Annotated in this window: 30 protein-coding genes; 18 read left to right on the top strand and 12 right to left on the bottom strand. The window is 67.0% G+C overall.

What is annotated here, in order from left to right; translation table 11 throughout:
* Positions 1-19: 19 nt before the first annotated feature.
* Entirely contained in the window at positions 20-595 is a 576-nt protein-coding gene (locus tag NMQ11_RS06965) for a methyltransferase family protein (RefSeq protein WP_255170685.1), read from the top strand.
* A 90-nt stretch (positions 596-685) separates the two neighbouring features.
* Here the strand turns inward: NMQ11_RS06965 and NMQ11_RS06960 are convergent, their stop codons facing one another.
* Entirely contained in the window at positions 686-934 is a 249-nt protein-coding gene (locus NMQ11_RS06960; RefSeq protein ID WP_255170684.1) for a hypothetical protein, read from the bottom strand.
* A gap of 104 nt (positions 935-1,038) precedes the next feature.
* Between NMQ11_RS06960 and NMQ11_RS06955 the strand changes: the two genes are divergently transcribed.
* Positions 1,039-1,863, top strand: coding sequence for a glycerophosphodiester phosphodiesterase (locus NMQ11_RS06955; protein ID WP_255170683.1), 825 nt, complete (start codon positions 1,039-1,041; stop codon positions 1,861-1,863).
* 3 nt (positions 1,864-1,866) lie between these two features.
* On the opposite strand, the gene NMQ11_RS06950 is transcribed toward NMQ11_RS06955, so the two are convergent.
* The 3 genes from NMQ11_RS06950 to NMQ11_RS06940 form a co-directional block, all read right to left on the bottom strand.
* The gene (locus NMQ11_RS06950) at positions 1,867-3,402 is read right to left on the bottom strand and encodes an FAD-dependent oxidoreductase (RefSeq protein ID WP_255170682.1); all 1,536 of its coding nucleotides are present in this window, start codon (positions 3,400-3,402) and stop codon (positions 1,867-1,869) included.
* A 191-nt stretch (positions 3,403-3,593) separates the two neighbouring features.
* On the bottom strand, positions 3,594-4,466 hold the full coding sequence (locus tag NMQ11_RS06945; protein ID WP_255170681.1) for a TIGR01548 family HAD-type hydrolase: 873 nt from the start codon (positions 4,464-4,466) through the stop codon (positions 3,594-3,596).
* An 84-nt stretch (positions 4,467-4,550) separates the two neighbouring features.
* The gene (locus tag NMQ11_RS06940) at positions 4,551-4,946 is read right to left on the bottom strand and encodes a UPF0146 family protein (RefSeq protein WP_255170680.1); all 396 of its coding nucleotides are present in this window, start codon (positions 4,944-4,946) and stop codon (positions 4,551-4,553) included.
* A gap of 39 nt (positions 4,947-4,985) precedes the next feature.
* Between NMQ11_RS06940 and NMQ11_RS06935 the strand changes: the two genes are divergently transcribed.
* Together NMQ11_RS06935 and NMQ11_RS06930 are read left to right on the top strand one after the other, a co-directional pair.
* Entirely contained in the window at positions 4,986-5,507 is a 522-nt protein-coding gene (locus NMQ11_RS06935; protein WP_255170679.1) for an archaemetzincin family Zn-dependent metalloprotease, read from the top strand.
* A 280-nt stretch (positions 5,508-5,787) separates the two neighbouring features.
* Positions 5,788-6,534: a hypothetical protein gene (locus NMQ11_RS06930; protein WP_255170678.1), complete on the top strand. Its 747-nt coding sequence runs from the start codon at positions 5,788-5,790 to the stop codon at positions 6,532-6,534.
* 12 nt (positions 6,535-6,546) lie between these two features.
* On the opposite strand, the gene NMQ11_RS06925 is transcribed toward NMQ11_RS06930, so the two are convergent.
* The 4 genes from NMQ11_RS06925 to NMQ11_RS06910 all read right to left on the bottom strand — a co-directional run bounded on the left by NMQ11_RS06925 (position 6,547) and on the right by NMQ11_RS06910 (position 10,189).
* Positions 6,547-8,361, bottom strand: coding sequence for a ribosome biogenesis/translation initiation ATPase RLI (locus tag NMQ11_RS06925; protein WP_255170677.1), 1,815 nt, complete (start codon positions 8,359-8,361; stop codon positions 6,547-6,549).
* A gap of 3 nt (positions 8,362-8,364) precedes the next feature.
* Complete coding sequence (locus tag NMQ11_RS06920) at positions 8,365-8,691, bottom strand: EMC6-like membrane protein (RefSeq protein WP_255170676.1); 327 nt, start codon at positions 8,689-8,691, stop codon at positions 8,365-8,367.
* A gap of 145 nt (positions 8,692-8,836) precedes the next feature.
* Positions 8,837-9,622 carry a hypothetical protein gene (locus tag NMQ11_RS06915; protein ID WP_255170675.1) on the bottom strand — a complete coding sequence of 262 codons (786 nt, stop codon included), beginning with the start codon at positions 9,620-9,622 and terminating at the stop codon, positions 8,837-8,839.
* Between the two features lie 30 nt (positions 9,623-9,652).
* Entirely contained in the window at positions 9,653-10,189 is a 537-nt protein-coding gene (locus NMQ11_RS06910; RefSeq protein WP_255170674.1) for a DUF7344 domain-containing protein, read from the bottom strand.
* 278 nt (positions 10,190-10,467) lie between these two features.
* Between NMQ11_RS06910 and NMQ11_RS06905 the strand changes: the two genes are divergently transcribed.
* The 6 genes from NMQ11_RS06905 to NMQ11_RS06880 all read left to right on the top strand — a co-directional run bounded on the left by NMQ11_RS06905 (position 10,468) and on the right by NMQ11_RS06880 (position 15,798).
* The gene (locus tag NMQ11_RS06905; protein WP_255170673.1) at positions 10,468-11,010 is read left to right on the top strand and encodes a hypothetical protein; all 543 of its coding nucleotides are present in this window, start codon (positions 10,468-10,470) and stop codon (positions 11,008-11,010) included.
* A gap of 83 nt (positions 11,011-11,093) precedes the next feature.
* On the top strand, positions 11,094-12,176 hold the full coding sequence (locus NMQ11_RS06900; RefSeq protein ID WP_255170672.1) for a CARDB domain-containing protein: 1,083 nt from the start codon (positions 11,094-11,096) through the stop codon (positions 12,174-12,176).
* 219 nt (positions 12,177-12,395) lie between these two features.
* On the top strand, positions 12,396-13,565 hold the full coding sequence (locus tag NMQ11_RS06895) for a S26 family signal peptidase (RefSeq protein ID WP_255170671.1): 1,170 nt from the start codon (positions 12,396-12,398) through the stop codon (positions 13,563-13,565).
* Positions 13,566-13,709: 144 nt separating this feature from the next.
* On the top strand, positions 13,710-14,810 hold the full coding sequence (locus NMQ11_RS06890) for a DUF5305 domain-containing protein (RefSeq protein WP_255170670.1): 1,101 nt from the start codon (positions 13,710-13,712) through the stop codon (positions 14,808-14,810).
* 225 nt (positions 14,811-15,035) lie between these two features.
* Positions 15,036-15,329 carry a MarR family transcriptional regulator gene (locus tag NMQ11_RS06885; protein ID WP_255170669.1) on the top strand — a complete coding sequence of 98 codons (294 nt, stop codon included), beginning with the start codon at positions 15,036-15,038 and terminating at the stop codon, positions 15,327-15,329.
* Positions 15,330-15,378: 49 nt separating this feature from the next.
* Positions 15,379-15,798, top strand: coding sequence for a hypothetical protein (locus NMQ11_RS06880; RefSeq protein WP_255170668.1), 420 nt, complete (start codon positions 15,379-15,381; stop codon positions 15,796-15,798).
* A 49-nt stretch (positions 15,799-15,847) separates the two neighbouring features.
* Here the strand turns inward: NMQ11_RS06880 and NMQ11_RS06875 are convergent, their stop codons facing one another.
* A complete protein-coding gene (locus tag NMQ11_RS06875; protein ID WP_255170667.1) occupies positions 15,848-17,719 on the bottom strand; it encodes a PINc/VapC family ATPase in 1,872 nt (623 codons plus the stop codon).
* Between the two features lie 106 nt (positions 17,720-17,825).
* Here NMQ11_RS06875 and NMQ11_RS06870 point away from each other — a divergent pair, with 106 nt between their 5' ends.
* A complete protein-coding gene (locus NMQ11_RS06870) occupies positions 17,826-18,938 on the top strand; it encodes a M20 family metallopeptidase (RefSeq protein ID WP_255170666.1) in 1,113 nt (370 codons plus the stop codon).
* A 246-nt stretch (positions 18,939-19,184) separates the two neighbouring features.
* Here NMQ11_RS06870 and NMQ11_RS06865 read toward each other — a convergent pair whose 3' ends face one another.
* Positions 19,185-19,355 carry a zinc ribbon domain-containing protein gene (locus NMQ11_RS06865; RefSeq protein ID WP_255170665.1) on the bottom strand — a complete coding sequence of 57 codons (171 nt, stop codon included), beginning with the start codon at positions 19,353-19,355 and terminating at the stop codon, positions 19,185-19,187.
* 126 nt (positions 19,356-19,481) lie between these two features.
* Here NMQ11_RS06865 and NMQ11_RS06860 point away from each other — a divergent pair, with 126 nt between their 5' ends.
* From NMQ11_RS06860 to NMQ11_RS06840, 5 genes are all read left to right on the top strand, one after another.
* Positions 19,482-21,002, top strand: a complete 1,521-nt coding sequence (locus NMQ11_RS06860) for a carboxypeptidase M32 (protein WP_255170664.1) — start codon at positions 19,482-19,484, stop codon at positions 21,000-21,002.
* A gap of 92 nt (positions 21,003-21,094) precedes the next feature.
* Complete coding sequence (locus NMQ11_RS06855) at positions 21,095-22,615, top strand: carboxypeptidase M32 (protein WP_255170663.1); 1,521 nt, start codon at positions 21,095-21,097, stop codon at positions 22,613-22,615.
* Between the two features lie 135 nt (positions 22,616-22,750).
* Positions 22,751-23,377 carry a hypothetical protein gene (locus tag NMQ11_RS06850; protein ID WP_255170662.1) on the top strand — a complete coding sequence of 209 codons (627 nt, stop codon included), beginning with the start codon at positions 22,751-22,753 and terminating at the stop codon, positions 23,375-23,377.
* Positions 23,378-23,428: 51 nt separating this feature from the next.
* Positions 23,429-24,352 (top strand): ABC transporter substrate-binding protein, encoded by a 924-nt coding sequence (locus NMQ11_RS06845; protein WP_255170661.1) that lies wholly within the window; start codon positions 23,429-23,431, stop codon positions 24,350-24,352.
* Entirely contained in the window at positions 24,349-24,804 is a 456-nt protein-coding gene (locus NMQ11_RS06840; RefSeq protein ID WP_255170660.1) for a desampylase, read from the top strand. Before NMQ11_RS06845 ends, NMQ11_RS06840 begins: the two co-directional genes overlap by 4 nt.
* A gap of 13 nt (positions 24,805-24,817) precedes the next feature.
* On the opposite strand, the gene NMQ11_RS06835 is transcribed toward NMQ11_RS06840, so the two are convergent.
* Together NMQ11_RS06835 and ubaA are read right to left on the bottom strand one after the other, a co-directional pair.
* A complete protein-coding gene (locus tag NMQ11_RS06835) occupies positions 24,818-24,973 on the bottom strand; it encodes a hypothetical protein (protein ID WP_255170659.1) in 156 nt (51 codons plus the stop codon).
* 59 nt (positions 24,974-25,032) lie between these two features.
* The gene (gene ubaA / locus NMQ11_RS06830) at positions 25,033-25,893 is read right to left on the bottom strand and encodes an SAMP-activating enzyme E1 (protein WP_255170658.1); all 861 of its coding nucleotides are present in this window, start codon (positions 25,891-25,893) and stop codon (positions 25,033-25,035) included.
* A 136-nt stretch (positions 25,894-26,029) separates the two neighbouring features.
* On the opposite strand from ubaA, the gene NMQ11_RS06825 reads away from it, so the two are divergent.
* Positions 26,030-26,212 carry an HVO_0416 family zinc finger protein gene (locus NMQ11_RS06825; RefSeq protein WP_255170657.1) on the top strand — a complete coding sequence of 61 codons (183 nt, stop codon included), beginning with the start codon at positions 26,030-26,032 and terminating at the stop codon, positions 26,210-26,212.
* Between the two features lie 81 nt (positions 26,213-26,293).
* Positions 26,294-26,449 (top strand): DUF7563 family protein, encoded by a 156-nt coding sequence (locus tag NMQ11_RS06820; RefSeq protein WP_255170656.1) that lies wholly within the window; start codon positions 26,294-26,296, stop codon positions 26,447-26,449.
* Positions 26,450-26,492 lie beyond the last annotated feature (43 nt).

Genomic DNA, 26,492 nt, shown 5'->3' with positions numbered 1-26,492 from the left:
CGGGTGGATAGCACCGCCGATGACCTCCGTGCGCGCCGTCGCGAGGGTGGTCGCGTTCACGGTCGGCGTCCCGGCCGTCCTGGCCGCCGTCGTCCCGTTCGCGCTGGCGCAGGTGACGCTCTCCCCGATCGGATTCGACGCGCTGCTGTTCGACAGCGCGCTCCCGGTGTCGGCCGTCGGCGCGGTACTGATGGGGCTCGGTGTGGTCTGTTACGCCCTCGCGCTGAGCGCGCTGGTCTCGAGCGGCGCGAGCGCACCGGTACCGATCGTCGGTCGAGACTGCCTGGTTACGGGGGGGATCTACGCCCACCTTCGAAACCCGATGCTCGTCGGCATCATCCTCTACGTTCTCGGCGCGGGGTTGTGGCTCGACTCGACGGCCGTCGTCGGCTACGCGGGGCTGCTCTGGACGGCGTTTTTCCTGCTGGTCAACGGCGTCGAGGAGAAGCGCCTCGAGCGAACCTACGGCGAGCGGTACGCCCACTACTGCGAGCACGTCTCGCGCTGGAGACCCCGTCTGCGACCCTACGAGGGTGCCGCGGTCGCGCCTTCGGAGGAGGACTCGAGCGCGAACGAGTACTCCCGGTCGGACTGAGGCGGTCCGCTGTACCGAGTTCCCGGCGCGCCCGCAGGCGGCTGGTGCGCCGGAACCGACCCGCGGGCTCTCCGAGACGTCCGCGACTGATCAGGGGGCGTCGTCGTTCTCGGGGTTCATCGCCGCGCCGAGGTCGCCGTCGTAGGCGTCCCGCTGGTCGATCTCTCGGAGGCGCTGGTCGATCCGATCCGTGAGCGCCTCGCGGCGCTCGTCGTCGACCGACTCGAGTCGCTCCAGCCTCGCGCGGGCGTCCCGGAGCAGGTCGGCGGCCGCCTCGTCGTCGAGTTCGCTCGCCCGCTCGAGGGCCGCCTCGACCTCCTCGAGAGTCGTCTCGCTCATACGTCCCCCGTCGACGCGAATCCGGGTTAACGTTGAGCCTGCACGGCGCTCTCGCGGCGTCGAGAAGGGAACATACAACTCGCGGTCGTCCCTTCCTCGGGGTAATGAGCCAGCCGACCGTCATCGCCCACCGCGGCTACGCGGGCGTCGCACCCGAAAACACCGTCGCCGCAGCCGAGTTTGCCGCCGCCCGCGAGGAGACCGAGATGCTCGAGATCGACGTCCAGCCCGCCGCCTGCGGCACGCCGGTCGTCTTCCACGACGACCGCCTCGACGGCGACCGCGACGGCCGCCCCATCACCGACGGCGAGGGGCTCGTCTGGGAGACCGACCTCGAGACGCTGGCCGACTGCGAGGTGCTCGAGAGCGGCGCGTCGGTGCCCACTCTCGAGCGGTTTCTCGCCGCGCTTCCCGACTCGATCGGGGTCAACGTCGAACTCAAGAACCCCGGTACCGCGGACCGCCGGCCCGGCGAGGCGCTTCCCGCGGCCGACCGCGCCGAGCGCCGGGAGCGCTGGTCGCCGTTCGTCGAGCGCGTCGTCGAGGTCTGTGAGGGGTTCGGGGGCGAGATCCTCTTCTCGTCGTTCTGCGAGGGCGCGATCGCGGCCGCCCGCGACGTGGCGGCCGGCTACCCGGCGGCGGCGCTCTGTTACACCGATCTCGAGGCGGGTCTCCAGGTGGCCCGCCGCTACGACTGCGAGGCGATCCACCCGCCGCGAAACGCGATCGCCGGCACGGCGCTCGCGGGGGAGGCCTACGACGCGCTGCCGGCGGCGGACCCCGCGGTCGACCTGCTCGAGACCGCCCGCGAGGCGGGGTGGGCGGTGAACGTCTGGACGGTCGACACCTGGGTGCAGTTCGACCAGCTCCGGCGGGCGGGCGTCGACGGCATCGTCGTCGAGTACCCCGGGCTGGGCGGCGAGCCGTAGCCGCTACCGGGGCTCTCGTCGGGGGAGGTCCTCCGTCGCCGGTCCCTCGAGCAGCGTGCCGTCGGGGTCGAACCGCGAGCCGTGGCAGGGGCAGTCCCAGGTGCACTCGGCGTCGTTCCAGTCGACGAGACAGTAGGTGTGGGTACAGACCGCCGAGACGGTGTGGAGGTCGCCGTCGTCGTCGCGGGCGGCCGCGATCGGGTGGGGTCCCTCCCGGAACACGCGTCCCTCGCCGGGGTCGACCGACTCGAGATCCGGCCCCAGCAGCGTCCGCAGCCAGTCGGTGGCGAACTGGCTCGCGGCGTCGGCGTTCTCGGTGACGGTCCTCGAGAACGACGTCTTCGGGGTGAACCGCAGCGGGTCGAACAGCTCGAGTTCGGGGGGATCGTCGCCGGCGATGCGCTCGGCGAGCAGGCGCCCCGCGGCGATCCCGTTGGTCATCCCCCAGCCGCGAAAGCCGGTGGCGACGGAGACGTTCTCGGCGCCGGGGCCGGCGCGGCCGACGAACGGCACCCGGTCGGCCGTCCGGTAGTCCTGGGTCGACCACCGGTAGTCGATCGAGGCGACCGGAAACCGCTCGCGCGCCCAGCGGGCGAGCCGGCGGTAGCGCTCCTTCGTCGAGCCGCCCTGGCCGGTCTTGTGGTTCTCGCCGCCGACGAGCAGGAGGGTGCCGTTCTCGTCGCGGTGGGTTCGCACGGAGCGGTAGGGATCGCCGGGGCGGTAGTACATCCCCTCGGGCGGCTCGCCCTCGAGGCGCACACCCAGGACGTAGGAGCGCTTCGGGTACATCCGGGTGAAGTAGCCCGCCCGGTCGAGGATCGGAAAGCCCGTCGCGAGCACGACGTGCTCCGCCTGTACGCCGCCCGCCTCGGTCTGGACGCGACAGGGCGTTCCCCCGGAGACGTCGGTGACCCGCGTGTGCTCGTAGACGCGCGCCCCCTCGTCCTCGTAGAGCTCCTCGGCGACCGCGAGCAGGTACTTCCGGGGGTGAAACCAGGCCTGGTCGTCGAACCGAACCGCCGAACTCGCCCGCTCGAACGGCGGCACCGACCGGACGAGCGACGGCTCGAGACCCGCCGCACGGGCGGCGTCGGTTTCGCGCTCGATCTCGTCGGGGCTGTCGCCGTAGAGGTAGGAGGGCTGGCGCTCGAAGCCGCAGTCGATCCCCAGTTCGTCGATCCGCCGCTCGACCTCGTCGATCGACGCCTCGTTCACCGCGGCGTACCACCGGGCCTCCCGCAGCCCGAACTCCCGTCGCAGGTGGTCGTAGCACAGGCCGTGCTGGCTGGTCAGCTTCGCCGTCGTCTTCCCGGTGACTCCCGCGGCGACCCGGTCGCGCTCGAGCACCGCGACCGTCTTCCCCCGCTCGCGCAGGTGCAGCGCCGCCGAGAGGCCGGCGATGCCGGCGCCGACGACGGCGACGTCGACGCCGAGGGTCTCCTCGAGCGCGGGGTAGCCCGCGTCGGGGGTCGTCGCGAGCCACGGCGAAACCGGCTCGCCGGGCAGGTCGTCACCGCTTCTGGTAAATCCGTCGCGCATGTGTCGTGATAGCGAGCTACACCGATGGCGGGTAAAAAACGGGCGGGCGCAGCCGCCGGGTGGGCGGCGTCGGCCCGGATGGCGAGGCCGCTAGGTGGGCGGCATCGGCCCGGATGGCGAGATCGCCGGGTGGGCGGCGCCGATCCGGACGACGGAATCACCGACTGATCCGCGGCTTTCCGGCGCTGCCGCTATCCCTCGAGCAGGTCCGGCAGGTCGTTCACCGACTCGAGGACGGCCGCCGCCCCCTCGCGCTCGTACTTCCGGCGGCCCGCCTCGCCGGTCAGCCCGCCGGTCAGGACGCCGATCCCGCGGTACTCTCGCACGGGGTCGGCGTCGGCTGCGTTGACCGCCGTCCGCACGTCGTCTAAGGTGTCGCCGACGAACGCGACGGCGTCGGCGTCGAACCGCTCGGCCAGCGTCGTCAGCGCCCGCGGGTGTGGCTTTCCTTCCTCCCAGTCGTCCATCGTGAAGCGGTGTTCGACGGCGACCGCGTCGAGGTCGACCCGCTCTAAGGCGATCTCGGCCTCCGCTTCGGGGCGGCCGGTCAGCACGCCGACGGCGTAGTTCTCGGTGAGGTACGCGACGGTTTCCGGTTCGAGGATCACCGGCTCGTCGTGGATGAACCCCCGCGTCTCGAGGTCGGGCTCGCCGCCTTCGAGGCCCCGGTAGAGGTCGGCGCCGAGGTACAGCTGCTGGAAGACGTCACGGAGCCGCTCGCGGTCCCACCGGTTTCGAATCCGCTGGACCGCCTGGGCGCCGAGTGCGTCGCGGACGGCGGCCTCGGCCGCCTCGAGGCCGCCGCCCTCGGTGGCGATGTCGTCGGTGAACTCCTCGATCGACCCTCTGTACCCCTCGCCGGTCGCGAGCACGTAGAGGGCGGCGGCGTCGGTCAGCTCCCAGTCGTTGTTGAACCCGCCCGCGTCCTTGAACCGCTGGATGTCCTCGCGGCGGATCGTGCGGTCGTAGACGTGCTCGACGGACTCGAGGATCGCCCGCCGGTAGGAGTCGGCGACGTCCACGAGCACTCCGTCGATGTCGAGAACCACGGCGTCGACGTTCATACGCGGGGTACGGTTCCGCCGGGAGTAAAGTCCGCCGGGTTCTCCCGGCACTCGAGAGGAGCGCGTGTGATCCTCTCCATCCGCTCACGGGTCGGCGACGTACAGGGTCTCTCCCGGGAGGGTTTCCCGGCGGACGGGGACCGCCGGCTGGTCGCCGCCGAGGGTGGTAAACAGGACGTCGGCGTCGACCCGACGGGCGACCGCGAGCGTCGGCCGGTGGAGTTCGGGCGGCAGGTTCCGCGCGAAGATCGCGTCCGCGCCCGCGTACACCTCGAGGTCGGGGTCGACGACGTCGTCTTCGACGAACCGGACCCCGTCGGGTACCTCGCGGGGGTGAACGTCCGTCGCGGTGACGGAAATCCCGCGTTTCGCCAGCGCGGCGGCGACGTCGCACCGGCGGCCGACGCCGACCTCGACCACCCGGTCGTAACCGTTCAGGTAATCGCAGATTGCCTCGAGCGTTCGGCGAGAGTACACCACGGCGGGACGTTTATGCCGAGGGCGGGCATAGAGGTTGCTATGCTCGTCGATATCGTGCCGGTCGGCAACGTGCCCGCCGAGGTCAAGCGGGCGGCGTCCTCCGCGTTGCGATCGGTCTACGACTGCGACGTCACCGTCAACGACGCCCAGTCGATCCCGAACGGCGCGTACGACTCCGGACGAAACCAGTACTGTGCGGAGACGTTCATCCAGCTCGCCGAACGCGTCGGCCGCGGTGACAAGAACATCGCGATCACCCCCCAGGACCTCTTCTACCGGCGGCGAAACTACGTCTTCGGCCTCGCCTACCTCGACGGCAGCGGCAGCGTCGTCTCCACCTACCGCCTCCAGACCTCCTCCGACGGCGGCTTCTCGAACAAGAGCGCGGCGGACATCTTCGAAGATCGGGTTCGCAAGGAGATCGTCCACGAGATCGGCCACACCTACGGCCTGGAACACTGCGACAACCAGCGCTGCGTGATGAACTTCTCGCCGACCGTCCGCGAGGTCGACATCAAAGAGGAGAACCTCTGTGGCAGCTGTCAGCGCCTGATCAGCTGAGTCCGAACCGCCGGTCGTGCGCCGACGCCCGTCGAATTCGCCGTCCGGTCCGTCAGAACCGCGCCGACCGCGCGAGGCGGACTTCGGCTCTGTCGTCGCGGCCGGCGGCAACGACTTAACGGCGCGGTCCCCTACACCGAGACTGACGCCCCGTGATCTGGATCACTCGAGCCCGACCGTCCGCAGTCGCCCGGTACCGACAGCCGACGCGGTCGATCGCCGGCGAGCCGACGACCGGCACCCAGTGCGGCGCTCCGAACCGGCCATCGGAGGTGTTTCCGTGACCGACCGCGACGACGGTGAGATCGAGATCGAAATCGAGCGCGAGGGGTCGACCGACGAGCGGACCGAGCCCGCGGTCGGAGACGACGATTCGGTCGACGATTCCGCGGACAGACTGGCCGACGAACTCGGTCGCGTCCACCTCCGGACGACCCCGGAAGGGTACGTCGAGGGGCGGGTCACCGACCTCGAGTCGACCGACGCGACGACGGTCTGGCTCGCCGTCGAGCTGCCACACGGCGAGCGGGTCACGTTCGACCTCGAGAAGCCGATCCCGTGGTCCCAGGAGTTCCTGCTCGCGCGGATCGTCGAGGACGTCGGCTACGACGCCTCCTCGATCGACCACCTGGTCGGCGAGTCGGTGTACCTGGTGCGGACCGACGTCGGCGAGGACGCCGACGACGCGACCGACTGGTGGACGCTCTCGGTCCGAACCGCTGGAAACGCGATGCTGGCGTCGTTGAGCGACCACCTCCGTCTCGAGGACGAGCGCGGCCCCGAGTGGCGGCTGGTCGACCCGCTCGAGCGGCCGGCGCCGCCGGAAGACGGGCTCTCCGACGACCTGCTCGCGACCGCCGCGCTCGGCCTCGCCCTTCTCGGGCCGGTCGTGGCGGCCGCGGGTGCGGCCGTCGGGCTCACCGGGGGCGTGGTGGTCTCGAGTGCGGTCGTCGGCGCGATGCTGGCGGGGCTGGCGCTGACGCTGCTCGGCGTGGCGATCCGAACGTCGCTCGAGGAAAAACCGTAGCGGCCTCTCGATTCAGGGCGCGTAGTAGTACTCGCCCTCGCGCTTTTGCTCGCTGTCGAGTTGCGAGTCGGGCTTGTTGATCCGCGGGCGCGAGGTCCGCTCGTCCCGGCGGAACGTGATCTCGAGGTTCGAGAGGAAGTCGTTCATCCCGCCGCGCATCGACTGGGGCGTGCCGGCCCGGCCGTGGACGGCGGGTTCGCCGTCGAACACCATCAGCCGGTCGGCCAGCAGGTCGATCATGTAGATGTCGTGGTCGATGACCAGCACCGTCGCGTCCTGCTGCTCGGCGTAGCGGCGGATGGCGCGGGTGGCCTGCACCCGCTGTTCGACGTCGAGGTGGGCGGAGGGCTCGTCGAGCAAGTAGAGATCTGCGCTGTCGGAGAGACAGGCCGCGATGGCGACCCGCTGGCGCTCCCCGCCGGAGAGGTCCGCGAGGTTCTGCTCCATGATCCGCTCTAGCTGGAGCGGCCCCGCGATCTCGGTGTTCCAGTACGAGGAGCCGAACTGGTCGGTGATCGAGGAGAGGAAGACGTCGACGCGCATCTGCTGGTCGATGGTGACGTACTGGGGCTTGTAGGAGATCTCGAGGTCGAGGTCGGCGTCCCCCTCCTCGGCCTCGAGGTCCCCCGTCAGGAGCCTCGCGAACGTCGACTTCCCGATCCCGTTGGGGCCGACGATTCCGAGCACCTCGTTCTTGCGAATCTCGCCGCCCTCGACTTCGAGGCTGAACTCGCCCTCGCCGTAGCTCTTTTTCAGGTCGGGGTACTCGACGAGCGTCTCGCCGCGTTCGACCGCCCGCGGCGCGTGTTCCTCGAACTGGATGGGGTTCGGCCGGATCCGCATGTTCTCGTTCTCGAGGTAGCCCTTGAGATACTCGTTGATGCCGTTGCGGACGGACTTCGGGGTCGTGATGACACCGTAGGCGCCGGGCCCACCGTAGGCGACGTGGAGGGTGTCCGCGAGTAAGTCGAGGATCGCGAGGTCGTGTTCGACGACCAGCATCGACTTGTCGTCCTCCTCGGCGAGTTCGCGGATCAGCCGGGCCGCCGTGACTCGCTGGCCGATGTCGAGGTACGGAGTGATCTCGTCCAAGAAGTAGAAGTCGGTGTCGCGGGCGAGCGTCGCGGCGAGGGCGACCCGCTGGAGTTCGCCGCCGGAGAGGTTGTCGATCTCCTGGTCCATCACCGGGCCGATCGAGAGCCGCTCGACCAGCGACTCGAGCGCGTCGCGTTCGTTCGTCCGCTCGAGCAGTTCGCGGGTGTTGCCGTCGAACTGTTCGGGAATCTGGTCGACGTACTGGGGCTTCCTGGCGACCGTCACCGCCCCCTCGCGCACGTCGGCGATGTAGTCCTGGAGTTCGGTGCCGCGGTAGGCCTCCTCGACTTCGTCCCACCCCGGCGGCTCCTCGAAGCGGCCGAGGTTGGGCTCGAGTTCGCCCGCGAGGATGCGAACCGCGGTCGTCTTCCCGATCCCGTTCGGCCCCAGGATGCCCGTTACCTTCCCCTCCTGGGGGGCGGGCAGCCCGTACAGCGAGAAGGCGTTCTCGCCGTAGCGGTGGGCGGGGTCCTCGGTGAGTTCCTGGGGGAGGTTGATGATCTCGATGGCGTCGAAGGGGCACTTCTCGACGCAGATCCCGCAGGTCTCGCCCAGACAGATCTCCTCGGAGATGCGCACCTGGTCGGGCTGACCCTCCGCGGTCTCCTCGCCGCGAAGGGTAATACACTCCTTACCCGTCCGATTCGGTGGGCAGTAGTTCTTGCACTCGTAGTTACACCGGTCGGGCTGGCAGCGGTCCAGATCGACGACGGCGATGCTGTCGTCTGCCATCGATTACGCCCCCGCCTGGGAGGTGAGCAGGATACCCCACGTCACGAACCACAGGGAGAATGTCATGAACGTGAGAAACAGGTAGTGCTTGATGCCGAACTCGTCTTCGGTGTACAGCCCCGAGTTCTTTATCACGAGAACCTCGAGGGCGATCACCGCGAAGACGATCAGGTAGGCGGTCGTCTCTCGAGCGGCCGCGTCGAACGACGCCGCGTCCGCGGTCAGAAACGAGGAGACGAACGCGGTGCCGACCCCGAGGAGGGCGGCGAACGCGGTCACGCCGATCGAGCGGACGTGCTCGTGTCGGTCGCTGATCGTATTGGTCGCCATAGGCGGGTGTCTGTTATGAGTGGGCAAAAGGGGTTCGCATTGAGTGGCTTGAGATGCTTTTAGGTACGTACTGTCACGTTTAACAATAGAATTCTCTAAATCCTACTTCAATATCAACACATGAGCGAATATCGCCCGATATACGTTAGTCACAGTCGAAACCTCCATTTGCAAGACTAATTAGATCCTGATTATCCTCTATTACCCCTTCACAGTATTCCTCTTCGGAGTCTTCCGACCCGTGAATGGTCACCTGAATAACAACCGGATCTGTAGGGTCTATATCTATCACTTCAATTTGTTCCTCTCCAGTTGCTACCTCCTCGAGGGATCGACTCCCTATTACATCCTCGTCTTCGTTCAGCAGTTCGATAGTTATTTCGACGACAGATTTCGTCTCGAACGTTACCGTTACCTCATTGATATTCCCGCGGGTTCCTTCTGCCTCAAGCCGTTCCAAGCTATTTGAGGTCCCCGGCTCAGATACTTCTCCCTCATCACAATCGAATACCAACTTCATTTCTGCATTTTGGACCGTTACGTAACTGTTAGATGCCTCTTCAATATTAACGGTTAATGTGATAACATCGTTATTCCCCGGCCCGCAATTCAGTTCAATTCCTTCCGCCTGATTGATTTCAGTCGTCCCACTAACCTCATTCCCATCATCTCCATCAAAAGAAATTATTGGTTCATCATGGTCTGTTGAAATTCTGTAGTCGACAGTCAGTTGTTCATCCATATTATTTTCGAGTGACGCGACTTCAACAAATTCGTTGTTGGGCAAATCTTCAAATTCCTCCCCTACCAGAGCAACAAGTGCCCGATCGTTTTCTGCTACAGAAACGGAAACACCACGGTCGCTTGCTAGTGTGCTGAATCCAAACGTTGGTGCGATTAGTGCAGCTATCCCCAGCAAGATCAGTACCATTGCAATACTTGTTAGATTTTGCACCATCAGTTACGGTGGTCGCTCCATTTCGCCGAGACGCATTCGCCGATTTTGTGCGACGTGAACGAGCGCTGATGCCGCGAATAGCATGATCAGGCCTGTTGCCCATCCTATTTCCGGAACTGTTCCGATTGGAATCCACTCGAGCCACAACCCACCCATCACGACAAACCCGAGCGCAGAAAGCCCGAGATAGTACACTCCCCACGGAACCGAATCACCGGGGACAACGTCCAGATAGACCTCGAGTTCGTCCGCATCCTCCGTCAACTCGATCGTCCGGTTATCGAAAACCACCATCCCCGCCCGCTCGAGCGTCGGCAAATGCGTCTGCTGCAACGACGTGTACACGCGCTTGCGCTCCGCGGAGGTCAACTCCTGGACTTCCTTATCGAGTTCCCAGGCGGCGACGTGTTCGGCGAGGTCACCCAGCGTCACCGCCTCGCCCTCGCGCTTGCAGTAGTGAATGGCGTACCGGCGACGGTGGTTACTGAGCAGGTCGAAGATTTCCCCCCGCCGCGATCGACGCTCGTTTTTCGTCGCCATTGGAACAACAATCTAGAAAGAAAATACGAATAGGTGATATATAGTCTTTGTCGCTGCCGGCTGGTGGCCAGTGACACGATTTTCGGGTTTCAGGCGTCTCTTGACGGCGTGAACGGTTTTCCGAGGCCGTTCAGGGGCGGGTTGAACGATGGTATGGCCGACCGTTCGGACGTTCTGGCGGATCAATACAAAGGGGGTGACGTTCTTTTACTCGAGTAAGAGACACCCGGTAACCATCGCATACGGTTGCCGGCGTGGATCAAACGGAGACCATAACCATGAGAATGAACAGACGCAATGTGTTACTTGGACTGGGAACGATCGTCGCTGGCGGCGGAGCCGCGCTCGGGACGGGTGCGTTTAGTAGTGTAGAGGCGGACCGAAGCGCGACTATTGAGGTCGCGGATGATTCAGATGCTTATCTCAGCCTTTCTGGAAATGACAATTATATTAGTGATGGTGATGGGATTGTTGAGTTCACCTTTGACGATTTAAACAAAGATGCAGTAACTAATTTCGATAATGTATTCAATATTGAAAATAATGGGTCTAATAAAGTAACAATCTCTATAGACCTATTAGACCAGGATGGCACCGAAATTGATGGCGACGATGCAAATATTCTTAACGAAGTTATTGATATGAACGCTGATGGGAGTGATATTTCGGCAGATGATGATGAGGACTATGGCTTTAAGTTTGACACGAGGCCATCTAAGATCAGTAACGCTGAGACTCATCAAGATATTGAGGATGCGTTGGGTTCTATTGATCAATTCAGGATTACTGCCAATTTCGATTCCTCTGGCAACGGCGACTAACACCTAACTGGTGGTCATAGAGTTATTTTAGATTACTGATGGACATTCGTACACTTCTTTTTGTTGTGGTTCTTTCATCTCTTTTGATATTTCCAGCTACTGCCATTGCACTGAATTTTGACACCACTAACCCTATCTCTCTCGAGCCAACAAGCCAGTACGCCACCACCGAAAACGGCGACCTCGAGCTCAAACTCGACCGCCTCAACGACGACGCCGTAACCACGGCGGACGACGTGTTCACGGTCACCGCTACCGACGACGCAGTCGAGCGGATCTGGCTTGAGCACGACGTCGACGGCCTCACCCTCTACGACGAATCCGGAACGCCGGTCGACGGCTCGAGCCCCCTCGAGCCAACCCCCGGCGAACCGATCTCGATCGGGGTCGCCGTCGACACCCACGTGGCGTCGGACGCGCGCGAGGAGATCACGTTCACCGTCGAGTACGCAGAGGATGACGACGACAGCGATAGCCGGGCGGCGGAGCAGGTGAGCCTCGAGCCCCCAGCCGTCACCCTCTCGGGCACCGACCTCGAGGCCGGCGACACCCTCTCGGTGACCGCCACGCTCGAGAACCCCGGCGAGCGAACCGCGGTGGTGCCGGTCGAACTCACCGTCGACGGGGTGGTGGTCGATCGGACGACCGTGGTGGTCGGCCCCGGCGAAACCGAAACCGTCGAGTTCGAGCGGTCGATGGACCTCGCCGGCACGTTCGAGGTGGGGATCGGCGACCACACCGAGACGGTAACGGTTTCGGAACCGACCGGCGGCGCGAACGTCACCGTCGACGACGCGACCCTCGAGTCGGAGACGGTCCGACCCGGCGAGCCCGTCGTGGCGACGGCGACCTTCGAGAACCACGGCGACGAGGCGGGCGACGTCTTCGCGGAGTTCGCCGTCGGGGGGATCGTCCTCGAGACCCAGGCGCTCGCGCTCGAGCCGGGCGAGGAACGAACGGTGACGTTCGAACGACCGCTCGCCGAGGAAGGGACCTACGAGGTGGCGATCAGCGGCGTCGAGGCGGGGGAGGTGACGGTCACGCAGCCGCTGCTGTCGGCCGGCAGCCGCGAACTGGCGAGTTCGATGGGGGTCGCCGTCGCGCCGCCGGCGGTGCTCGGCCTGCTGTTCGCAGCCGGCGCCGTCCGCCGGCGCTGGCGGTGGTGACTTCGTGTCGCGAACGCCGCTCGAGCGCGCGTTCGCGGGTCGCGCTTCGGGCGAACGGCCACAAGATTTAGACCGGTTCCCGACCCAGAACGGACGAAACGCCCCCGGTGCGGTGGGGCGGCCGGCATCGAACCGGACCGCGGGTCGGGCTGCGGGCGGGCGCCGGCAGTGGGAAACGGTGAGGGACACTCGAGCGATGGACAGGGAGGATACGCCCGGATGACGGCGCGAACGATTCTCGAGCGAGCGGGCGCCGTCGTCCTCGCGGTCGTGGTGCTCTCGTTGCTCCTCGGCCAGTTGTTCGGCCAACCGATCCTGCTCGGCTACGTCGCGACGGGGAGTATGGAGCCGACGATGGACGCCGGCGACGGCTTCGTCGCGGTGCCGAGTGCGGTCGCCGGCGAGGTGGGAACGGGCGACGTCGTCGTCTTCGACGCCACGCACCTCCACGACGGCGGGCTCACGACTCACCGGGTCGTCGCCGAGACCGACGAGGGCTACGTCACCCACGGCGACGCGAACCCGTTTACCGACCAGGACGGCGGCGAGCCGCCGGTGACCGACGGCCAGATCGTGGCCGTCGCCCTCCAGGTGAACGGCGAGGTCGTCACCATCCCGCACCTCGGAACGGCGATCATGGGCGTCCAGAGCGGCGTCGAAACCGCCGTCGGCTCGGTGACCGGGGCGGCCGGGACGACGGCCCAGCTCGAGGGCGACAACGTCGGGGCGCTGCTCGTCGGCGTCGGCGTCGCCCTGCTCGGTTTCGGCGCGCTGCTCGACCGATCCGGCGCGGCGACGCGCCACCCGCGTCGGCCCGACTCGCGGCGAAACGTGCTCGCGTTCCGAACCGTCCTCGTCGCCGTGTTGCTCGTCCTCGTGACGCTCGCAACCGCGGCGATGGTCGTCCCGTCTGGGGTTCACGAGTACGGCCTCGTGGCGACGGCGTCGCCGACCGAGGACCCACAGGTCGTCGCACCCGGGGAGACGACCGAACTCGAGCACGCGATCGACAACGCCGGCTTCGTGCCCGTCGTCGCGGTCCTCGAGCCGGCCAGCGGCGCCACGGCGGTCGCCACGGAGCGCGTCGCGGTTGGCAGCCGCGCGACCGGCGGGACGACGGTGACGCTCACGGCACCCGAGGAAAGCGGAGAGACCGTCCACCACGTCGAGGAGTCGCGGTACCTGCTGGTGTTGCCGCCGTCGGTGCTGGCGTGGCTCCACGGACTCCACCCGCTCGTCGCGATCGGCGCCGTGAACGCGGTGCTGGTCGGCGCGATCACCGGTGTCGTCGCCGCACTGTTCGGAACGGGCGATCTCAGGCTTCGAAGCGCCGGCTCGCACGTCCCGCGGTCGGTCAGACTCGAGCGGAAACTGCGGCGGTGGCGCTGATATCTAGAAACGAATCAACAATTTTATGATAACAGAGTGTATTGTATTCCTTGTGAGAGGTCAGTGGTCTCGGTGGGGCCAGGACGGCGGGTGGGACGACCTGAGCCGCCGCGAACCGGTCGCAGTGCCCGGGGGTGGCGGTTCGTGACCGAGAACCCGCGCGTCGACCTGCTGATCGCAACCCACGGCCGACGGCTCCTGCTGGTGCTGGTCGTCGTGGGCGTTCTCGCCGTCGTGGCGGCCGGCTGGGTCGCCGCGACGCCCGAGACGACGACCGTTCCCGAGGAGGTCGGCGGAGAGGTGTCGACGGAAGCGTCCACGAGCGCCCTCGTCGTCCAGGACGGGCTCTGGGCGGAGGGAACCGAACTCGAGGACAACGCGGTGTACCTGCTGAACGATTCGCCGACGCTGGTCGTCTCGCCGGCGACGGCGGTCGGCTCGGACGACGCCGACGTCACACACGAGGTACGGATTCGCCTCGAGGCGACCCGCGGCGGGTCGGTGTTCTGGGAGGAAACTGCGACCGTCGACCGCCACACGGCGCCGGTCGAAGACGGCGTCGCCACCTCCGAGATCGACGTCGACGTGCCGGCGGTTCTCGAGCGCAAACACGACGTCGAACGCGAACTCGGCGGCGTCGGCACGGTCGACGCCTCCCTCGAGGTGCTCGTCGAGTACGACACCGGCGAGTACGCCGGCGAACTCGCGGCGACGAGCCCGCTCGAGGCGACCGGAGACGCCTACTGGCTCGAGGACCCCCTCGAGGATTCGAATCCGCACACCGAAACCGTCCACACCGAAGTGACCGACGGACCGAACGTCTCGCTCGTCGCGCTGTTGCTCGTCGTGGGGGTCTCCGCGTTCGGGGCCGCGGCGGTCGTCTACGGCCGATCGGACGTCGACCCCGAGCAGGCCCGCCAGGCGGTCCACAAGCGCCGTTACGCCGAGTGGATCTCGAACGGAACGATCCCGATGTGGATCGGCGACCACCAGGTCGAACTCGACAGCCTCGAGGACGTCGTCGACGTGGCGATCGACTCGGGCGAGCGGGTCGTCCACGACCGCCGCCGCGGGCTGTTCGCCGTCGTCAACGACGACGTCGTCTACTACTTCAGCGAGCGGGGCACCTGGGAGGAGACGGCCTGGCCGTCGGTCGAGATCGCCGAACAGTCGCCACCCGAGGGCGACGACGCACCCGACGATCTCGTCGACGCCGAGGACTCCAGCGCGTGGGAGAAGCTCTAGCCGGCGCCCGCCCATATCACTGCACAGATTTATTGGATTTCAATCACATACGTTCATCCATCCCTCCGAAGAGGCCGGTCCTGACTGACTGGTCAATACGTGCGCTGTTCGTGCCCTTCAGGCACTGAAACAACATATTTCTGCACTGGTGGCGTGTATATTAGTGCGAGAATGTCGGCTCGTAAGGCTCAACTTTTATACTGCTGGAGGTTTTCGATTCGTAACATGGTAGAGACTGATGGGGAGGATATCTCGGACTTGCCACCGAGTGCGAAACTCGTTTTCAAAGTACTCGAGTACGATGGGCCGCTCACGCAGAAGCAGATCGTCGAGGAGTCGATGCTCTCGGCGCGGACGGTTCGGTACGCCCTGGAGCGACTCGGCGAGATCGGACTCGTCGACGAGAACATCTACTTCGCCGACGCGCGTCAGAGTTTGTACCGCATTCAGGAGCCGGTGACGGCGGACGGCGGCGGCGTCGAGGAGTCGGCGAACAAGGACGCCTGCTGTGCGGAGTGAGTCGGTCGGGAACGGCAACAGTTATTTTTTTCGCCCCTCGAGTCGGCGTATGGACAAGGAGTCACTTCCTCGCTGGGGCTGGTTGCTGATCGGGTTGATCCTCGCGTCGATCCTCGCGAACCTCGTCAACTGGCTCGTTCTGTTCCCGCTGGGGCTGCCGGACGCCTACCAGGTAGTCACGATCATCACGGCGATGTCTCCCGTGCTCGTCTACATCGGGTTCTGGTACGACGACGACCGCAGCCACTACTGGGAGCACTCTCGGGCGCACATCGCCGGCGATATCGCGTTCGTCCTGGTCGGGGCGGCCCTCGGCAGTTCGATGGCGCTCGTGTTGATCGCCGACGCGGGGCTGCCGACGCTCGTGACCGACATGATCGCGATGGCGCTCGGATTCATCGTCGCCTGGGGACTGTTCTGGTGGCGAAATACCGAGTTCTTCGGCGGCGACCCCTCGGCTCAGAGCTGACGTTCCGCCCGGGCCCGCTTCGTTCGTGTACGGCTACGCCGCTTTGTGATTACGATGGAACCACGGTAACCGGATCCTTCCGGTCGATCGCCCGCTCGAGTTCGTCCGCGATCGCGCTCCCTCGAGAGACCTGGATCTCGCCGCCGCGGCTCACCGTCGCGGTAAAGAGGTAGTCGCCCGCGGCCTGGACCTCGACGGTCTCGCCGTGGTGGCTGTCGAGGGGGATCACGATGTGTCTCGAGGTGATCTCGGGGGTGACGATCTGGCCGGCGGGCTGGCCCCCTCCGCTACTCGACCGCGACGGGGCTTCACCGCCGCTCGTCCCGTGGTGGGGGTTCTCCTCGTGGGTCCGGACGTCGATGTCGATCCCCAGGCGGTTCTCGACGTCGGTGATCCGGCCGCCGCCCTTGCCGATCACCGTCGAGATGTCGTCCTCGTCGACGTAGACCACCGCGCGATCCTGGCTTTTGAGTTCGACGTCGACGTAACCGCGGGCGATCGAACGGATCTCGCGTTCGATCTCGCCTTTGGCGATACGGTCGACGCCGGACTCGCTTCCGGGACCGCCCTCCTCGTCTTTCAGCGGGACGGTGACGACCTGGCGGTTGAACGTGTAGATCTCGTACTCGGGGACGCCGGTCTCGAACTCGGTGACCTGGATCACCGGGCGGGCGAGATCCTCCTCGGTGAGGCCCGCGGGCACCTTGACCTCCGTCTTCACGTCGTACACCTTCGCGACCTCCCCGGCGTCGATGTAGACGACGGTGTCGACGACCTGCGGGATCATCCCGAGTTCGACCCGGCCGATCAGCCGCTGGAGGGCGTCGATCGGGCGGGTGGCGTGGACGACGCCGATCATGCCGACGCCCGCCAGCCGCATGTCCGCGAACACCTCGAAGTCGTTCGTCTTTCGCACCTCGTCGTAGATGGTGTAGTCGGGCCGGACCATCAGCAGGGCATCGGCGGTCTTCTCCATCTGCCCGCCCAGCTCGGTGTACTGGGTGATCTCCGGGCCGACCTGGAGGTCTCGGGGCTTTTCCATCGTCTTCACGGCGTAGTCGTGATCGCTCAGGTAGCGCGCCACCGCCTGGGCGAACGTCGACTTCCCCGCCCCCGGCGAGCCCGAGATCAGGACGCCGCGCTGGCGCTCGAGCAGCCGCTCTTTGAGTTCGTCGGCGTGCTCGTAGTCCTCCATGTCGGTCTGGGCGATCGGCCTGACGGCGGTGATCTCGATCCCGTCGGAAAACGGCGGGCGGGCGATGGCGATCCGGTAATCTCTGAACTGGACGATCTTCATCCCCGGCTCGGAGAGTTCGATGAAGCCGCCGGTGGCCTCCTTGGCGCCGTCGACGACCTCGCGGGCCAGCTCGTCGACCTCCGCCTCGGAGAGCGGCTCGTCGGCGATTTCCACGTAGCGCATCTCGCCGAGTTCGCCCCGCTTGGCCATCGGGACGGTGTCGGTCTTCAGGTGGACGCTCATCGTCAGGTCGTCGAAGTACTCCTCGAGGGCGAGCGTGCCGACCTCCCGGACCTCGGGGGAGACGTACTCGACGTCGAGCCCCTTCGCCTGGGCGACTTCGGCCTGGACGATGTCGCTCGTGACGAACGTGGCGTCGAGCTCCTCGGCCAGGTCCCGGATGAGGGCGTCGATCTCGCCCTCGCTCGCGTGGCCGCGCTCGATGGCGTCGGGTCGCTCGCCGACGTACTCGAGGCTGATGACGCCCTCGTCGGCGAGGTCCGCGAGGCGCTTGAGCTCGGATAAGCCGTCCCAGCCGCTGTCGTGGCCGTCGTTGGCCTGTGCTTCGAGTTCGGCGACGACGGCTTCGGGAACCGAAATCGTCGCTCCCTCGAACTGCCCGTCTTCGATCGCCGCAGCGACGCGGCCGTCGATGACCACGCTCGTATCCGGCACGACGTTCATGCCCGGGGATTCGACAGCGGCCGGTATAAGGCTGCGGGAGTCACACGCAGCCGGCGTCCCTGCCGATGTCGACGGAGCCAACACCCCCGAGGACGAACCCCGGTGCATGGCAGTACTCGAGCTGGCGCGCGAACTCGTCTCGATCCCGAGCCACGACGACGAGACCGCCGCCGGCGACGCACTCGAGGCGTGGCTGCGACGCGAGACCGACGCGGACGTCACCCGCGACGCGGTCGGCAACGTGATCGCCCGCAAGGGCTCCGGCCCGTCGCTGGCGCTGGTCGGCCACCACGACGTCGTCCCGCCGGCCCCCTCGCAGGTCGACGGCGACGAGTACGTCGTCGAGACCCGCGACGGTCGCCTCTACGGCCGCGGCGCGGCGGACATGAAGGGCGCCGTCGCGGCCGCGGCGGTCGCCTTCCGCGACAGCGAGGTGCGCTCCTCGAGCGGCCGAACGCGCTCGGTCGACGCCGAGCCCGCGGGCGAACTCGTCTTCGCCAGTTTCGTCGGCGAGGAGGTCGGGGGGACCGGCGCCCGCCACGCCATCGAGAACGGGTTCGCTCCCGAGCACGCGATCGTCGCCGAGGGCTCGACGAACTACTCCGGCCCCGGCGTGACGGACGTCGTCGTCGCCCACCGCGGCCGCCGGGGGAGTACGATCACCGCCCGCGGGACGGCCAGCCACGCCAGCGAGCCCGAGGCGGGTGAGAACGCGATCTACCGGGCCGCAGACGCTGTCGGCGAGATCCGGGGCCTCGAGGTCCCCAGCGTCGAGGTGCTGGACGAGCCGCTCTCGGGGAGCGTCGTCGTCACCGAGATCGAGGGCGGCTCGGCGATAAACGTCGTCCCCGACCGCTGTACGATCACCGTCGACGAGCGGACGGTTCCCGGCGAACGCGCGGACCTCGAGCAACTCGAGAAGCGCGAGGGGATCACCCGGACGGTCGACCAGGACCTCCCGCCGATGGAGTGTACCGACGAGGCGTTCGCGGCGACCGTGCTCGAGGCCGCCGATGCGGTCCAGTCGGGGACGCCCCACCACGTCACGAAACCCCACGCGACCGACGCCGGCTGGCTCGCGCAGGCGGGCACCGAGTGCGTGATCTGTGGCGCCTCCGAGCCGGGCCAGGCGCACACGAAAACCGAGAGCGTCTCGCTCGAAGTACTCGAGCGCTGCGAGCGGATCTACCGCGAGGCTGCGAAGCGCTGGCTGGGGTAGCACTCGCCGTCCTCTCGCCCGACCTTCGGTCCGATCGCTGACGGCTCCGTACCGTTATGCTCTCGACGCACGTGCTGTGGTAGCAAGGGGCAAGATACGTCTCCCGCGACGCGGCCCTCAAGGCGATGCTCGAGACGATCGAGGGGTACTTCGACGACCGCCGAAACGCCGTTCCCATGGAGTACCGCCTCGTGACGGCGACGGTCGCGGGTCCGGCGCCCGGATGATCGTCGGGTCGAGACCGACTTACTCGAGCGGTTCGATCGCGTCGCTGTCGCACTCGGGACAGGCCGTCTGTGCCGTGTAGAACCGTTCGCCACACGCGGTACACTCGTACTCCGCTTCGCTCTCGGCGGTCCGCGTGGCCTCCTGCTTGAACTCCTCGACCTTCCGGCCCGCGCGTTCGAAAAATCCCATACCCCCACAGTCGGTCCGGAGCGGAAATAGCGTTTCGGCACCGTCGACGGCCCCGCTCGCTTCGAAGGCACCGCCGAGGCTCCGGAACCAAGAGCTTGATAGGTCCGCCCACGGTACGTCGATTCGATGTCTACGGAACAGACGGCAGCCGCGGAGGGGGACGCCTACGAGCAGCTTCTCGAGCGCGTCGAGCGCATCTCGAACGTCGGCAACGCCGCCGGAATCCTGCGCTGGGACCAGGAGGTCGTCATGCCGGAGGACGGCACGCCGGCCCGCGCCAAACAGCTCTCGACGCTCTCGTCGCTCAGCCACGAGCTGTTGACCGCCGAGGAGACGGGCGAACTGCTCGAGGAGCTGGAAGGGGACGAGCTCTCGGCCGAGCAGGCCGCCGTCGTCCGCGAGGTGCGCCGGCAGTACGACCGCGCGACGAGCGTTCCGGGTGAACTCGTCGAGGAGATCTCCGAGACGACCGCCAACGCCCACCCCGTCTGGATGGAGGCGCGCGAGGAGGACGACTTCTCGACGTTCGCGCCGACCCTCGAGACGCTGGTCGAACTCAAACGGGAGTACGCCGAACACATCGACCCCGACGCGGACCCGTACGCGGTGCTGTTCGCCGACTACGAACCCTATCTCGACCTCGAGACCGCCGAGCGGGTGCTCGAGCGGCTGCGCGACGAGCTGGTGCCGCTGATCGAAGCGATCGAGGAGAGCGACGCGGAGCTGGCGACGGACGCGTTCGCCGGCGAGTTCGACGACGACGACCAGGAGGCCCTCGCGCGGGACGTCCTCGACGCGCTGGGATACGACTGGGGCCGGGGGCGGCTCGACACTGCACCGCACCCGTTCTCGTCGGGGACGCAGTTCGACGCCCGCGTGACGACCCGCTTCGACGAGTCCGACCTCCTGGGGTCGATCACGTCGACCATCCACGAGTTCGGTCACGCCAACTACACCCTCGGGCTGCCCGACGACCACTACGGCACCCCGCTGGGGGAGGCCCGCGACCTCACCGTCCACGAGTCCCAGTCGCGGCTCTGGGAGAACCACGTCGGGCGCTCGCGGCCGTTCTGGGAGTTCTTCCTGCCCACGGCTCGAGAGCGCTTCTCGGACCTCGAGGAGGTCTCCCCCGAGGAGGCCTACGAGGCCGCGAACCAGGTGTACGACGACAACCTCATCCGGGTCGAAGCGGACGAACTCACCTACCACCTCCACATCGTGATCCGCTTCGAAATCGAGCGCGACCTCGTAAGCGGCGATCTCGACGTCGAGGACGTCCCCCAGGCCTGGAACGATAAGTACGAGGAGTACCTCGGCGTCCGGCCCGACACCGACGCGGAGGGGGCGCTCCAGGACATCCACTGGAGCCACGGCTCCTTCGGCTACTTCCCGACGTACTCGCTGGGGTCGGTGCTGGCGGCGCAGCTGTACGACGCGGCCGAAGAGGACCTCGGCGACCTCGATGACCGCATCCGCGAGGGCGAGTTCGATGACCTCAACGGCTGGCTACGCGAGCACGTCCACGCCCACGGCAAGCAGTACACGACGCCCGACCTCGTCGAGGAGGCCACCGGCGAGTCCTACACGGCCGACTACTTCCTCGAGTACGCGAAATCGAAGTACGGCGAGCTGTACGACCTCGAGTAACTGTCGTCAGTTCGGCACCTTTTTACCGTCTCGAACTGCTCCGCCTCGCTGACACCCGAACCTTCATTATCGTTCCAGTTTCGAACCGATGTATGGCAACTGTTGACGAGACCGATGCCGGGTCGGTGCCTGACGCCTACGAGGAGCTCACCGACCGCTACGAACAGATCGTCTACCTCGGCCACGCGGGGATGGTGCTGGGGTGGGACCAGCAGGTGATGATGCCCGAAGGCGGCGCGCCAGCCCGCGCGAAGCAGTCCGCCGCGCTCTCCGCTGCGCGCCACGACCTGCTGACCGACGAGGCGTTCGGCGAGTTACTCGAGGCGTGCGAGGCGGCCGACCTGACCGACGAGCAGGCCGCGGTCGTCCGCGAGATCCGCCGGAGCTACGAGCGGTCCGTGAACGTCCCGCCGGAACTCGTCTCGGAGCTCTCCGAACACCAGTCGGAGAGTCAGCAGACCTGGAAGGAGGCGAAGGGCGACGACGACTTCGACGCGTTCGCCCCCTCGCTCGAGCGCCTGCGCGACCTCCAGATCGAGCGGGCCGAGCACATCGCCCCGGACGCCAACCCCTACGAGGTGATGTTCGAGGACCGCGAGCCCCACCTGCCTCTCGAGACCGTCGAGGGGATCTTCGACGACCTCCGCGAGCACCTCGTGCCGCTGATCGACGACATCAGGGAGAACGGCCGCGACCTCCCGTCGCCCTTTACGGGAACCTACGACGAGGACGACCAGATGGCGCTCTGCGAGGAGGTCGTCGACCTGCTCGGCTACGACCGCGAGCGCGGCCGCCTCGACACCGCACCGCACCCCTTCATGTCCGGCACGCAGTACGACGCCCGGATCACCACCCGCTTCAAGGAGGAGGATCCGATCGACGCCCTCACCGCGACGATCCACGAGTTCGGCCACGCCACCTACCAGCTCGGCCTCCGCAAGGAGGAGTACGGCTCCCCGCTCGGCGAGTCGCTCTCGAGCGGCGTCCACGAGTCCCAGTCCAGATTCTGGGAGAACCACGTCGGCCGCACGAAGCCGTTCTGGGAGTTCTTCCTGCCGACGGTGAAGGAGCACTTCCCGGGACTCGAGGACGTCACCGTCGACGAGGCGTACGCGGCGGTCAACCGGATCTACCCCGAGAACCTCATCCGGGTCGAAGCCGACGAACTCACCTACCACCTCCACATCATCCTCCGGTGTGAGATCGATCGGGCGTTCGTCGAGGGCGACCTCGAGGTGTCGGAGATCCCCGACGTCTGGACCGGGAAGATGGAGGACTACCTCGGCGTCGTCCCCGAGACCGACGCCGAGGGCGCACTCCAGGACATCCACTGGTCGTACAACTTCGCCGCGTTCCAGCACTACACCGTCGGCAGCGTGCTGGCGGCCCAGCTCGACGCCGCGATGCGCGAGGATCTCGAGGCGGACGTCGACGATCTCATTCGGCGCGGCGAGTTCGCGCCGTTGCGCGAGTGGATGGAGGAGAACGTCCACCGCCACGGCCAGCGCTACCCCACCGAGGAACTGGTCGAGGTCGCGACGGGAGAGCCGCTGACGGCGGAGTACTTCCTCGAGTACGTCGACGAGAAGTTCGGCGACCTCTACGGGCTGTAGCGGGCCGTCCCCGGGGACCGCCCGACGGAGCGCCGGCGAGCCCAGTTCGATCCGTTGACACGGTGTGTCCCCCCTCAAAACGGGGCTGGATGTGCCGGGGGCAGGCTCACCCCTCGAGGGGCTGTAGCCGACCGCATGAAATTCTCGATTCCGAAGCTCCCCGGCGTCTACTACGACACGGACGCCGAGTCGACCGCGATCACCATCGCGCTGACCGCCGCGGGTCGGAAGGCGCCCAAGCCGCAGGGGTACGCCCTCCAGCTCGCGCCCTACCTGTGGTCGTTCGACGTCGATCTCCGGGAGGTGCCCGCGGATCATCCGTTCCAGTACCTCCACCCGGAGGGCGCCCGCAGCATCGACCAGCTCTCGCGGAGCCAGCTCGAGGCCGACCTGGGCGCCGACGCCGACCGGCTGGCACGGTTCCTCTGGGAGGTCAGCGAGGAGACCGAACGGTCGCTCGGCCGGGTCTTGGGTCGCGAAGAAACCGAGGAGGGAATCGTCATCGAGATCCAGACTGGCGACGGGACCATCGACGAGACGCCCGATCCGGGGCCCGCCGACCTCGCTGACGACGAGGCCGAGGGACTCGAGGCGGACAAAGGAGTCGACGAGTTCGGGGTCGACGGCCGAACCGACACGCTCGACGACACGGGTCGCGCCGAGGAGTTCGACCGGGCGGACGAGCCAGCCCCGGACGATGCCGACGAATCCGCCGATATGGACAACACCGACGAACCCGGCGACGGACACGACCGTCCCTGATCCGGCGAACCGACGGCGGCGTTTTTGTCCTCCGCGGTCCTACGGCCGGCCATGCGAACCGTCACGACGCTCCCCTCGGCGACGGAACTCGTCGCCGCCCTCGGCGTAGAGCCCGTTGGCGTCTCCCACGAGTGCGACCACCCGCCGGGCGTCGAGGAACTGCCCGCGATCACCCGGTCGCGGGTCGACGCAACCGCCTCGAGCGCCGAGATCGACCGTCAGGTGCTCGAGGCGGTCTCCGGGGACGGCGTCTACGCAGTCGACACCCCGCTCCTCGAGCGCCTCGAGCCGGACCTGGTCGTCACCCAGGGGGTGTGCGACGTCTGTGCGGTCGACGAGGTCGCGATCGAGCACGCGCTCGAGGAGGTCGACGCCGACCCGCGGGTGCTCACCACCGATCCCCACGCCGTTTCGGACGTCCTCGACGACCTCGAGCGGATCGGCCGGGCGGTCGGACGCGAAGAGCGCGCCCGCGAGGTGCGAGGGGGACTCGAGGCGCGGATCGATGCTGTCCACGGGCGAACGACCGGCATCGATTCGGCGAAACGTCCGCGGGTGGCGATCCTCGACTGGACCGACCCCGTCATGGTGGCGGGCCACTGGACCGCCGAACTCGTCGCCTGGGCGGGCGGGGAGTACGGGCTGGCCGACCCCGGCGAGCGCTCGCGGCCGCGGGAGTGGGCCGAGATCCGCGCGTACGATCCGGAGGTCGTCGTGGTCGCACCCTGCGGGTTCGGCCTCGAGCAGACCCGCGAGAATCTGACCGACCTCACCGGGCGGGAGGGGTGGAGCGACCTCGCGGCGGTCCGCGAGGGCCGCGTCTGGGCGATGGACGGCCACCACTACCTCAACCGGCCGGGACCGCGGCTCGTGGACACCCTCGAGGCGCTCGCGCCGATCGTGCAGCCGGACCGGTTCGCGGCGCCGCCGGCCGAACTCGCGGTCCCGCTCGCTGCCCTCGAGGTCGACGCGTGAGCGACGACGCGCCCCGTCTGGCGCTTCCGCCGGGGGTTCGCGAGCGGATCGTCGGGCTGGCTCGAGCCGGGACCCCGAACGAGGTCTGTGGCGTCTTCGGCGGCGAGTTCGGCCCCGAAACGAGCCGTGTCACCTCGGTCTACCCCGCCGAAAACGCCGCCGAGACGCCCGCGACGCGCTACCGGATCGACCCGGAAGAACAGCTCGCGATCTTCGAGCGACTCGAGGGTCGGGGCGAGGAGATCGTCGGCTTCTACCACTCCCATCCGCGGGGACCGCCCGCGCCGTCGGCAACGGACGTCGAGGCGGCGGCCTGGCCCGACAGATCGTACGTGATCGTCTCGCTACCGGCGGCGGGAACCGCGGCTGAAGAACCGGTCCCCGTCGTCCGATCGTGGCGCTGGCGGGCGGATCGCGGCGAGTTCGAGCGCGAGTCAGTGGTGTCCGAGTGATCGGGACGGTCGATCAGCCGACGACGTCGATCACGCGGTCGCGGGGCACCCACATCTCCTCGCCGTCCGCAATCATCACCCAGCCGTGGTAGAGCTCGACGGTGACGTTCCTGATCTTGCGCTCTTTCGTTTCGATCGTCGCGTTCTCGAGGGTCGCGATCGGCGCCATCGGTACGGGTTCGCCGCGCCGGCGTATCGGTGTTCTGATGCGGTCCGGAGGTCGCGGGATCAGTCGGCGGAGATCGAGCAGGTTTCCTCGTAGGAGACGTCCTCGACGGAGTCGATCGCCGGCTCGTCGCCACACACCGGGCAGGTAGGGTTCCGGCGGATCTCGACGGTCTCGAACGTCATCCCCATCGCGTCGTACATGAGGAGCCGTCCCTCGAGGGAGTCCCCCGACTCGAGCAGCAGCTTGACGACCTCCGTCGCCTGGATGCAGCCGACGGTGCCGGGGAGGACGCCGAGGACGCCGGTCGTCGCGCAGTCGGGGACGGTGCCGGGTTCGGGCGCCTCGGGGAAGATACAGCGGTAGCAGGGCCCCGCGCGGTCGCGCTCTGCGCTCGAGTCGTCGTCGGCCCCCGGCCAGCCGTTCTCGAACGTCGTCACCTGTCCCTCGAAGCGGTAGATCGCGCCGTGAGAGAGCGGCGTGTCGGCGAGCACGCAGTGGTCGTTGAGCAGGTAGCGGGTGGCGAAGTTGTCGCTCGCGTCGAGGACGACGTCGTACCCCTCGACCAGCTCTCCGACGTTCTCGGGCGTGAGCCGCGTCTCGTGTGTGTCGACGTCGACGTCGGGGTTGAGCCGGCGGACGTAGTCGGCGGCGCTGTCGACCTTGGGGCGGCCGACGTCGTCGTCGCCGTGGACGATCTGGCGCTGGAGGTTCGAGCGCTCGACGACGTCGTCGTCGACGATTCCCACTCCGACGCCCGCCGCCGCGAGGTACTGGATCGCCGGCGAGCCGAGGCCGCCGGCGCCGACGACGAGCACGCGTCCCTCGAGCAGCCGCTGCTGGCCCTCCGGCCCGACCTCGTCCATGATGACGTGTCTCGAGTAGCGGTCGAGCTGGGTCGCGTCGAGGCGCAGGTCGCTCATGGGGAGAGATTGGGTCGAGAGCGAGAAAAGTCCGCGGGTCCCGGTGGCGACCCGCGACGGCTCGCCGACCGGATGCGATGTGGCAGCGACTGTCACGACCCAACGCTTTATTATCGTGGTGTGCTATAGCATTCCTATGGCATCCTCACCCAACGGTGCCGGCGACGAGGCTTTTGATCAGTTCCTGGCGGACCGCGGCCACGCAGTAGAGCAACCAGGGTGGGATCGAAACTATAACAAAAAGCAGTGTCCGGACTGTGGTGGCCTTCACGACACGGCAGCGAGTTCGTGTTCCGTCTGCGGGTGGGACCCGCGGTAGGTCGTCGTCCGCGGCGGCGCGGACGAGGACGTGTCGATAAACATATCAGTTATTATTTCTAACTGGGGCGTAGAGAGTCCAATGCCGACCTGTCAGAACTGCGGCGGCTTCGTGACGGAGCGGTACGTTCGCGTGTTCGCACCGTCCGGTATCGACGATCCTCGAGTCTGTCCGGCGTGTCCCGACAAGGTTCGCGACGGCGCCGACGTCAGAGCGGCCCGGTCCGCACGGCGGTAGTCCTCACCGGCAGCGGCCGCGAAGAGAACCCACGTCACTTATG

It is taken from the genome of Natrononativus amylolyticus (genome assembly GCF_024362525.1).
GTDB lineage: Archaea > Halobacteriota > Halobacteria > Halobacteriales > Natrialbaceae > Natrononativus > Natrononativus amylolyticus.
Note: the sequence above shows the minus strand (reverse complement) of the source record. Positions and strands in the feature narration are given on the sequence as shown.

Bases quoted from the DNA above. Each gene is read 5' to 3' on its own strand.
- NMQ11_RS06875 (WP_255170667.1), bottom strand. From the start codon at position 17,719: ATGAACGTCGTGCCGGATACGAGCGTGGTCATCGACGGCCGCGTCGCT.
- NMQ11_RS06820 (WP_255170656.1), top strand. From the start codon at position 26,294: ATGCCGACCTGTCAGAACTGCGGCGGCTTCGTGACGGAGCGGTACGTT.
- NMQ11_RS06860 (WP_255170664.1), top strand. From the start codon at position 19,482: ATGTCTACGGAACAGACGGCAGCCGCGGAGGGGGACGCCTACGAGCAG.
- NMQ11_RS06885 (WP_255170669.1), top strand. From the start codon at position 15,036: ATGGTAGAGACTGATGGGGAGGATATCTCGGACTTGCCACCGAGTGCG.
- NMQ11_RS06945 (WP_255170681.1), bottom strand. From the start codon at position 4,466: ATGAACGTCGACGCCGTGGTTCTCGACATCGACGGAGTGCTCGTGGAC.
- NMQ11_RS06920 (WP_255170676.1), bottom strand. From the start codon at position 8,691: ATGGCGACCAATACGATCAGCGACCGACACGAGCACGTCCGCTCGATC.
- NMQ11_RS06935 (WP_255170679.1), top strand. From the start codon at position 4,986: ATGCTCGTCGATATCGTGCCGGTCGGCAACGTGCCCGCCGAGGTCAAG.
- NMQ11_RS06960 (WP_255170684.1), bottom strand. From the start codon at position 934: ATGAGCGAGACGACTCTCGAGGAGGTCGAGGCGGCCCTCGAGCGGGCG.
- NMQ11_RS06850 (WP_255170662.1), top strand. From the start codon at position 22,751: ATGAAATTCTCGATTCCGAAGCTCCCCGGCGTCTACTACGACACGGAC.
- NMQ11_RS06870 (WP_255170666.1), top strand. From the start codon at position 17,826: ATGGCAGTACTCGAGCTGGCGCGCGAACTCGTCTCGATCCCGAGCCAC.
- NMQ11_RS06950 (WP_255170682.1), bottom strand. From the start codon at position 3,402: ATGCGCGACGGATTTACCAGAAGCGGTGACGACCTGCCCGGCGAGCCG.
- NMQ11_RS06915 (WP_255170675.1), bottom strand. From the start codon at position 9,622: ATGGTACTGATCTTGCTGGGGATAGCTGCACTAATCGCACCAACGTTT.
- NMQ11_RS06855 (WP_255170663.1), top strand. From the start codon at position 21,095: ATGGCAACTGTTGACGAGACCGATGCCGGGTCGGTGCCTGACGCCTAC.
- NMQ11_RS06895 (WP_255170671.1), top strand. From the start codon at position 12,396: ATGACGGCGCGAACGATTCTCGAGCGAGCGGGCGCCGTCGTCCTCGCG.
- NMQ11_RS06965 (WP_255170685.1), top strand. From the start codon at position 20: ATGACCTCCGTGCGCGCCGTCGCGAGGGTGGTCGCGTTCACGGTCGGC.
- NMQ11_RS06845 (WP_255170661.1), top strand. From the start codon at position 23,429: ATGCGAACCGTCACGACGCTCCCCTCGGCGACGGAACTCGTCGCCGCC.
- NMQ11_RS06925 (WP_255170677.1), bottom strand. From the start codon at position 8,361: ATGGCAGACGACAGCATCGCCGTCGTCGATCTGGACCGCTGCCAGCCC.
- NMQ11_RS06955 (WP_255170683.1), top strand. From the start codon at position 1,039: ATGAGCCAGCCGACCGTCATCGCCCACCGCGGCTACGCGGGCGTCGCA.
- NMQ11_RS06835 (WP_255170659.1), bottom strand. From the start codon at position 24,973: ATGGCGCCGATCGCGACCCTCGAGAACGCGACGATCGAAACGAAAGAG.
- NMQ11_RS06910 (WP_255170674.1), bottom strand. From the start codon at position 10,189: ATGGCGACGAAAAACGAGCGTCGATCGCGGCGGGGGGAAATCTTCGAC.
- NMQ11_RS06825 (WP_255170657.1), top strand. From the start codon at position 26,030: ATGGCATCCTCACCCAACGGTGCCGGCGACGAGGCTTTTGATCAGTTC.
- NMQ11_RS06865 (WP_255170665.1), bottom strand. From the start codon at position 19,355: ATGGGATTTTTCGAACGCGCGGGCCGGAAGGTCGAGGAGTTCAAGCAG.
- NMQ11_RS06905 (WP_255170673.1), top strand. From the start codon at position 10,468: ATGAGAATGAACAGACGCAATGTGTTACTTGGACTGGGAACGATCGTC.
- ubaA (WP_255170658.1), bottom strand. From the start codon at position 25,893: ATGAGCGACCTGCGCCTCGACGCGACCCAGCTCGACCGCTACTCGAGA.
- NMQ11_RS06880 (WP_255170668.1), top strand. From the start codon at position 15,379: ATGGACAAGGAGTCACTTCCTCGCTGGGGCTGGTTGCTGATCGGGTTG.